Below are 7,468 nucleotides of genomic sequence, written 5' to 3' on the forward strand. Positions count from 1 at the left end.
GTTCTCCGGGATTTAACGGACGAAGAGGTTCCAGAACAGCTTTCGCACCGTCAAGTGTGGTAAAGGGACTGGTCAGTGGCCCAGGAGGAAGTCGGCGACCGCTTCGCGGCCCGCGTCACTCGCCGCACGGGTCTGCACCGAGTGCGCCGCACCCCGGACCACCACGACCTGAGCCCTCGGGGTCAGCCTCTTCTGGTCGTACAGCCACTCCAGTGGCGTCGACAGGTCGCGGTCGCCGCCGAGGAGGAGGGTCGGCACGGGCGGGAGGCGGCGGTGCGCCGGAGGGAGCGGTGGAGCCGGGGTGCGGGGCCAGTGCAGGCAGCTCAGCATCGAGCCGAGGCCCGTCGCCGTGGCCGTGTCGAAGGGGCCGAGGTCCGCCGCGGTCAGGTCGGCGGCCGCCTTCTCCAGGGCGCCCCGGCGACCGTCCAACGGCGCGTCCGACCTGCCCCACGGATAGCGGCCGTCCAGGCAGAGGGTCGCGGCGTGCAGCCCCTGGCTCAGCTCCTCGGCCAAGGCCGCGCTGCCCTCCCGTACCCCCTGGATCAGGCCGTTCAGGGGGCCCGGCGTGCCGTTCGCCGCCTGGTGGAGGGCGTCGATCACCGCCCTGAAGTCCGGGTCCACGAACTCGTACGTCGTCAGGGTGTCCAGGACGTCCACGCCGTTGTCGTACCGCTCCACCACCTCGGCCAGGTCGGCGGCCGGGTCGGTCGGGCAGTCGGTCGCCTCGCAGGCCGCCGTCAGGATGCCGGGGGCGGCGCGCATCGCCGCCAGGTCCATGGGGTCGTAGCCGGTCTGAGGGACCACCGAGTCGAGGACCAGGCGGGCCACGCGGCTCGGGTGCGCCAGGGCGTAGCGCTCCGCGGTGTAGGTGCCGTACGAGACGCCGTCCAGTGTCAGTTTCCGTACACCGAGGGCGCGGCGCAGGAGTTCGAGGTCGGCGACGGTGTCGTTCGTGGCGTAGAAACGGCGGGCCGGGCCGAGGGCGCCGGCGCAGGAGCGGACCGCGTCCGGGGTGGGCGAGGTCAGGTCCGAGGAGCCCATCTGTTCCTGGAGCCCGGGGCAGCGCAGGGCGTTGTCGCCGGTGCCGCGCTGGTCCAGCATCACCAGGCGGTAGTCCTTCAGGACCGGCTTGAGCCGCTCGGTGACGCGTTGCACGAACGGGACGCCCGGCTGGCCGGGGCCCCCGGTCAGGAACAGCAGCACGCCCTTGGGCGCGTCGGTGTTGTCCGCCGCCGCCACCTTCAGGGACAGCCGGCCGGGCGTGCCGCCACCGTGGTCCAGCGGGACCGACAGCGTGGCGCACGTGTAGCCGTCCAGGCCGGGGCAGGCCGCGGCCCCGGAGAGACCCCCGCGCTCCCCGTGCGGTGCCGCGGCCTGCCGGTCCTGGGCGGCGTTCGACGTGCAGGTCCCCGACAGCAGCAGGGTGACCGCCGCGGCCAGGGACAGGGCTCCGAGTCGTCGTCTGCTTCGCACGTCCTCAGAGTGCGTCCGACCGCCCGCCGCCGCGAGCTTCCGTGCCAGGATTCGAGCAGGTTCGAAGAGTCGCGAGGGCCGACGAGGGCCGACAAGGGGGAGCAGGCCTTGATCGAGCTCACCGTGGACGCCGACGGGCTCGCCCGTTCGCGGTTCGCCGTTTCGCCGCTGCACGAGGTCGTCGCGACGCTGCTGCCGTTCGGGCTGCGTCCCGCCCCGGACGCCGATCCGTGGGTGGCGCGGGCCCGGCGGGTGCTGCGCAGGGCTCGGCTGCCGCTGCTGTCGGCGCTGGCGCTGGACGGGGGCGGCTATGTGCCGGACTTCCTGAGCCCGCATCCGGCGGGGCCCGCGCCGACGGTCGAGGAGGAGCTGGAGCGGGTACGGTCCACTGCGCCCGAGCGGGTCATGGGGGAACTGGAGGCGTTGCGCGACGGGCGGCCCGCGAGCGGGCTGGCCGGGGTGGAGCTGCCCGCGGAGGTGCGGCGGGCGATGGCGCGCGGCGGTGCCTCCGTCGCCCGGCAGACCGCGGACGAGCTGCGGCGCTACTGGGACCTCGCCTTCGCCCCGCACTGGGAGGCCGCGCGGGCCGTCCTCGACGCGGAGGTCGACCGGTGCGCGGGAGCGCTGGCCCGGCGTGGGGCGGCGGGGATGTTCAACTCGCTGCATCCGGACGTCCGTTGGGCCGAGGGGGCGTTACGGGTCGAGAGCCGGTTCACGATCCGGCTGACCGTGCCCCTGGTCGTCGTGGTGCCGTCCCTGGTGGCGCCCCGCCCGGCGGTGGCCGTCGACCCGGTGCCCCCGTGGCAGCGGCCACCGCTGCTGGCGTACCCGGTGCGCGACCGGCCCGCCGTGCCCGCGACCCCCTCCGCCGAACTGGCCGGGCTCCTCGGGTCCACCCGGGCCGGACTGCTCGCGGCGCTGTCCCGGCCGGCCTCCACGGCCCAGCTGGCGGCACGCCATTTCCTGAGCCCGGCCACGGTCTCGTACCACCTGGGGGTGCTGCACCGGGCGGGTCTCGTCGTCCGCGCGCGGGACGGGCGCGCGGTCCTCTACCGCCGCACACCCGAGGGCTCCCGCCTCACCGGCCGCTGAGCGCTCTGCTGGGTGCGGGGGACGGGTTGTTGTTCGTCTGCGGCGACGTTGTGGCTGGTCGCGCCCACGCGGCGACAGCCGCACATCGACACAGCCCCGCGCCCCTTCGGGGCACTGCCGAACCGCGGTGGACTTCACCCGACCCGCTTGGATCATCTGCCCTCGGCCAGCGTGTGGGCCACCAGGGCGTTGGCGTGGCCGTGGCCCAGGGCGTGTTCGGTCTTCAGCCAGGTGACGAGTTCCATGTGCTTGGTGAGGGGCGAGGCGCGGATCAGGTCCTTCCACTCCGCGATCGGGCGGCCGTACTTCTTCTCGATGGACGGGAAGTAGGCGGCGGGGCCCTTCACAGGTGCGGTCATGGTGATCGTGTCCTCTCGGTTCGGCCGGTGTCGGAGGTGAGACCGGCCGAGGGGGCGGAACTCATCGGTGCCCGGCAGGTCACCTGCCCACCCCCCGTCCGAGCTCAGCCGCGCGGCTCCCGCACCACCGCCACCTCGCCCGCCGGGACGGTGATCCCGCCCGGTACCGGCTTTCCGGTGAGCAGTTCGGTGGCCTCGGCGGAGACGCGGAGGTCCGCGCTCTCCTCGGTGTGGTTGATGAGGAAGAGGTAGTCGGCCTCCGTGCCCCGCCGCAGGGCCACCTCGACACCCTCGGGCGCGTCGAGCACCGGCAGCACGCCCGCCTCGACGCGGATCCGGTCGAGGAGCGCGGCGAGCGTCGCCGGGTCCGGCTGGGTGGCCAGGTACCACGTGGTGCCCGTACCGAAGGAGTTGCGGGTCACCGCGGGTACGCCGTCCAGCGGACCCTCGGTGTACGAGGTGATCGCCTCCGCGCCCGCCAGGCGCACCCGCTCCGACCACAACCGCGCCCTGCCGCCGTCGCTCAGCTCCACCGACTCGCCCGGCAGCAGCGGGAACAGCTCGTCCGTGCGCACGCCGAGCGCCTCACGGAACGCGCCCGGGTAACCGCCGAGCTGCACATGGCAGTTGGTGTCGACGGCCCCGCTGTGGAAGCCGACGGCCAGCGTGCCGCCGCGCTCCGCGAAGCCGGTGAGGTTCGCCGCGCCCTCGTCGTCGACCAGGTACAGGCTCGGCGCCAGGACCAGCCGGTACGACGACAGGTCCGCCTCCGGGTGCACGAAGTCCACCGCGACGCCCGACCGCCACAGCGGCTCGTACCAGGACCGCACCAGCTCCTGGAAGCGCACGTCCGAGCTGGGCTGCGAGGGCAGTTCCAGGGCCCAACGGGCGTTCCAGTCCCAGACGATGGCGACCTGTGCCGGGACTGTCGTGCCCCGCACCTCCGCCAACGCCCCCAGGTCCGACCCGAGTTGGACCACGTCACGCCAGATCCGGCTGTCGGTGCCGGCGTGCGGGAGCATCGCCGAGTGCCACTGCTCGGCGCCCGCCTTCGCCGCCCGCCACTGGAAGTAGGCGATGCCGTCGGCGCCCCGGGCCACATGGGCGAGCGCGTTGCGCCGCAACTCCCCCGGATTCTTCGCCCGGTTGACCGGCTGCCAGTTCACCGCGCCGGTCGAGTGCTCCATCAGCAGCCAGGGGCCGCCGGCCAGGGAGCGGACCAGGTCGCCGCTGAGGGCGAGGTCGATGTGCGACTCGGGGTCCGTGGACTGGAGGTAGTGGTCGTTGGAGACGACGTCCAGCTTCGGGGCCCAGCGCCAGTAGTCCAGCGCGTCGAAGTTGTGCATCACCATGAAGTTGGTGGTCGCGGGGAGCTCCGGGGCCGCCTCCCGCAGCACCTCGCGCTCCGCCTCGCACAGGGAGAGCAGCGCGTCGCTGCAGAAGCGGCGCCAGTCCAGCCGGTGCGTGGGGTTGGGGACGGCGCCCGTGGCGCGGGGCGGGATGATCTCGTCCCAGTCGTAGTACCACTGGCTCCAGAAGCGGGTGCCCCAGGCGTCGTTGAGCGCCTCCAGAGTCGTGTACTTCTCGCGCAGCCAGCCCCGGAAGGCCGCCGCGCTCTCCTCGCAGAAGCACTCCGCGTTGTGGCAGCCGTACTCGTTGTGGACGTGCCACATCACGACCGCCGGATGCTCCGCGTACCGGCGTCCGATCTCCCGCGCCATCCGCAGCGCCGCCTCCCGATAGGCGGGGCTGGACGGGCAGAACGTCTGACGGCTGCCGTACGACAGTGCGCGGCCGTCCTTGTCCACGGGCAGCGCCTCGGGGTGCCTGACGAAGAACCAGGCCGGCGGTGCCGCCGTCGGGGTCGCCAGGTCGGCGGCGATGCCGTGGGCGTAGAGCATGTCGAGGACGCGGTCCAGGAGCGTGAAGTCGTACTCGCCCTCCCTCGGCTCCAGGAGCGCCCAGGAGAAGATGCCGACGCTGACCATGGTCACCCCGGCCTCGACCATGAGGCGCATGTCCTCGGCCCAGACCTCCTCGGGCCACTGCTCGGGGTTGTAGTCGCCGCCGTAGGCGATACCGGGAACCTTCAGCATCACGCCTCGACCCCGCCCAGCAGTCGGCGGGTCGTCTCCACGCCCCACCGGTCCAGGGACAGCAGCCGGTCGCTGGAGGCCATCAGGCCACCGGTCGCCTCGACGTGCGCCGCCCACCGCTCGCGGGTCTCCACGGCGGGGCGGGCCATCAGACAGTCGGGGTCGTTGACCCAGAGCCGGCCGTGCTGCCACTGGCGTCCCACGCCGGTGAACTCGGCCGGGTCCTGGCCGGGCTGGCTGTAGTCGTCGGCCTCGGGGCGCCGGTGCGGGGCCGTGTCGGGGCTGACCCGCATGGCGTCGAACAGGCCGATCGAGGCCAGCAGGGGCGCGCCGCAGCCCAGCAGGTAGGCGTCCGGGCCGATGGCCTCGCGGATCAGCTCGATGCCCTCGCGGTACGCCTGGAGGGGGTCGACGTCCTTGTGGCGTACGCCGTCCAGGGCGCCCGCGTACAGGAAGTCCACCTTGAAGTAGTCGTAGCCCTCGGCACGCAGCGTCCGGAAGACGTCGGCGAGGTACTCCGCCGCCTGCGGGTGGGTCGTGTCCAGGACGTTGAGGTCGTGGCCCCAGTTGCGGCCGGCGTGCAGGAATCCGCCCTCGGCGTCCCGGACCAGCCACTCGGGGTGCTCGGCGGCCAGGTCGCTCGCCGGGTCCACCAGGAAGGGCGCCGTCCAGATGCCGGCCCGGCGGCCACGGGCGCGGATGGCGTCCGCGATGTCCCGTCGGGAACGGAAGCGGCCGGAGAGGGTGAGCCAGTCGCCGAGGGCCTTCTGGTAGCCGTCGTCGATCTGGACCACGTCGATGGGCAGGTCGAGGGTGTCCATCGCGCGCAGGTTCTCGTGGATGTCGTCCTCGGTGACCTCGGTGAAGTACTCGTACCAGGAGCACCAGACGGTGGGCGCCGGGCGGGGCGGGGTGACGCCGAGCGAGGCGGCCCAATCGCCCAGCACCGTCTGGACGGTGGCCCCCGTCCACTCCTTCACCGGGCCGTCCGCGGTGACCTCCGCCGTGTCGCCCTCGACGGTCAGCCGGATCGACGGAACCTCTTTCGTGGGCTCCGGCGCCGCCCACAGCCGGACCGGGGAGCCGTCACCGGGATCGAGGGCCAGCAGTCCCTCGCCCTGGAAGGCACCCTCGGGGACGGTGACGCCCGGGCGGTAGCAGACGGTCGCCCAGTTGTCGTTGGTCGGGCGGTACGGCCGCTCGTCGAGGGCGTAGGCGCCGCTGGGGCTCCAGGACTGCCAACCCTCCTCGTGGACACGGGCGTTGGCCCGGTCCACGGGGACGGTGGCGACGGGGGTGAAGGGGTGCGGCACGGTGGTTCTCTTTCGAACAGAGGGGGCGTCAGCCCTTGTTGGCGCCGAGCGTGAGTCCACTGACGAACTGACGCTGGAGCACGAAGTACACGATCAGTGTGGGCACGGCGGTGAGCAGGGCGCCCGCGGCGATGAGGTTCGGGTCGGTGAAGTACTGGCCGGAGAGGTTGTTCAGGGCCGAGGTGATCGGCATGTTCTCGCCGGTGGAGATCAGTACGAGGGCCCAGAAGAAGTCGTTGTAGATCCAGATGGACAGCAACGTGCCGAGGGCCGCCATCGCCGGCTTGCACAGCGGCAGCGTGATCTGCCAGTACAGCCGCCACACCGAGGCGCCGTCGACGAGCGCGGCCTCGGTCAGCTCGTGCGGGAGCATCTTCATGTAGTTGGCCAGCACGAAGGCGCAGAAGCCCGACTGGAACGCCACATGGATGAGGACCAGGCCGAGCGCGGAGTCGTACAGCTTGCCGCTCATGGTGATGCCGGGCAGGTCGACGAGCAGGTAGAGGCGGTACAGCGGGGTGATGATGACCTGCTGGGGGAGCAGGTTGCCGGCGGTGAAGAGCAGCAGCAGGAACAGGTTGACGCGGAAGTCGAAGCGGCTGACGTAGAACGCCACCATCGACGACAGGAACAGCGTCACCAGCACCGCCGGCACCGCGATCAGCAGGGTGTTGCCGAAGTAGTGCGTCATGTCCGACTGCGTGAACGCGTTCGTGAAGTTCTCGAACGTCAGCTTGTCGGGCCAGGAGACATAGCCCTTCTCGGATGTCTCGGCGTACGGGCGCAGGGCCGCGTAGATCGCCCAGAGCAGCGGCGCCAGCCAGGCCAGCGACATCGACACGAGGAAGACGTGCAGCAGGACGCGGCCGGGGCGCAGGGGCGCGTGCTTCTTCAGCTGCCCCGTGGAGAGGGTGGTGGCGCTCATGCTCGTCGCTCCTTCCGGAAGGTGCTCACCAGGTAAGGAATGATCACGACGAGCGAGATCAGCAGGAGGACGACCGCGATGGCCGATCCGTATCCGATACGGCTGGACTCACCGATGATGTTGTTGGTCACCAGGATGGACAGCAACTCGGTGCCCTCGGCGCCCTTGTTGAAGACGAAGACCAGGTCGAAGGCGCGCAGGGCCTCGATG

At 71.9% G+C, this 7,468-nt stretch carries 6 protein-coding genes and 1 pseudogene; 1 reads left to right on the forward strand and 6 read right to left on the reverse strand.

The window, feature by feature from the left end:
- Positions 1-72: 72 nt before the first annotated feature.
- Entirely contained in the window at positions 73-1,473 is a 1,401-nt protein-coding gene (locus ABKA17_RS45780) for an alpha/beta fold hydrolase (RefSeq protein WP_353698386.1), read from the reverse strand.
- Positions 1,474-1,581: 108 nt separating this feature from the next.
- On the opposite strand from ABKA17_RS45780, the gene ABKA17_RS45785 reads away from it, so the two are divergent.
- Positions 1,582-2,565: an ArsR/SmtB family transcription factor gene (locus ABKA17_RS45785; RefSeq protein ID WP_353698387.1), complete on the forward strand. Its 984-nt coding sequence runs from the start codon at positions 1,582-1,584 to the stop codon at positions 2,563-2,565.
- Between the two features lie 152 nt (positions 2,566-2,717).
- Here ABKA17_RS45785 and ABKA17_RS45790 read toward each other — a convergent pair whose 3' ends face one another.
- The 5 genes and pseudogenes from ABKA17_RS45790 to ABKA17_RS45810 form a co-directional block, all read right to left on the reverse strand.
- Positions 2,718-2,924, reverse strand: coding sequence for a DUF4287 domain-containing protein (locus ABKA17_RS45790; RefSeq protein ID WP_353698388.1), 207 nt, complete (start codon positions 2,922-2,924; stop codon positions 2,718-2,720).
- Between the two features lie 104 nt (positions 2,925-3,028).
- Positions 3,029-5,020 (reverse strand): beta-galactosidase, encoded by a 1,992-nt coding sequence (locus ABKA17_RS45795; RefSeq protein WP_353698389.1) that lies wholly within the window; start codon positions 5,018-5,020, stop codon positions 3,029-3,031.
- Positions 5,020-6,333: a glycoside hydrolase family 36 protein gene (locus tag ABKA17_RS45800; RefSeq protein WP_353698390.1), complete on the reverse strand. Its 1,314-nt coding sequence runs from the start codon at positions 6,331-6,333 to the stop codon at positions 5,020-5,022. The genes ABKA17_RS45795 and ABKA17_RS45800 overlap by 1 nt, the downstream gene beginning before the upstream one ends.
- A 28-nt stretch (positions 6,334-6,361) precedes the next feature.
- Positions 6,362-7,258, reverse strand: coding sequence for a carbohydrate ABC transporter permease (locus tag ABKA17_RS45805; RefSeq protein WP_353698391.1), 897 nt, complete (start codon positions 7,256-7,258; stop codon positions 6,362-6,364).
- Positions 7,255-7,468: pseudogene (locus ABKA17_RS45810) on the reverse strand (sugar ABC transporter permease); the annotation flags it as partial. The gene ABKA17_RS45805 and the pseudogene ABKA17_RS45810, both read right to left, overlap by 4 nt.

Source organism: Streptomyces sp. RG80 (genome assembly GCF_040446465.1).
In the GTDB taxonomy this organism is placed as follows: domain Bacteria; phylum Actinomycetota; class Actinomycetes; order Streptomycetales; family Streptomycetaceae; genus Streptomyces.

Bases quoted from the DNA above. Each gene is read 5' to 3' on its own strand.
- ABKA17_RS45805 (WP_353698391.1), bottom strand. From the start codon at position 7,258: ATGAGCGCCACCACCCTCTCCACGGGGCAGCTGAAGAAGCACGCGCCC.
- ABKA17_RS45790 (WP_353698388.1), bottom strand. From the start codon at position 2,924: ATGACCGCACCTGTGAAGGGCCCCGCCGCCTACTTCCCGTCCATCGAG.
- ABKA17_RS45795 (WP_353698389.1), bottom strand. From the start codon at position 5,020: ATGCTGAAGGTTCCCGGTATCGCCTACGGCGGCGACTACAACCCCGAG.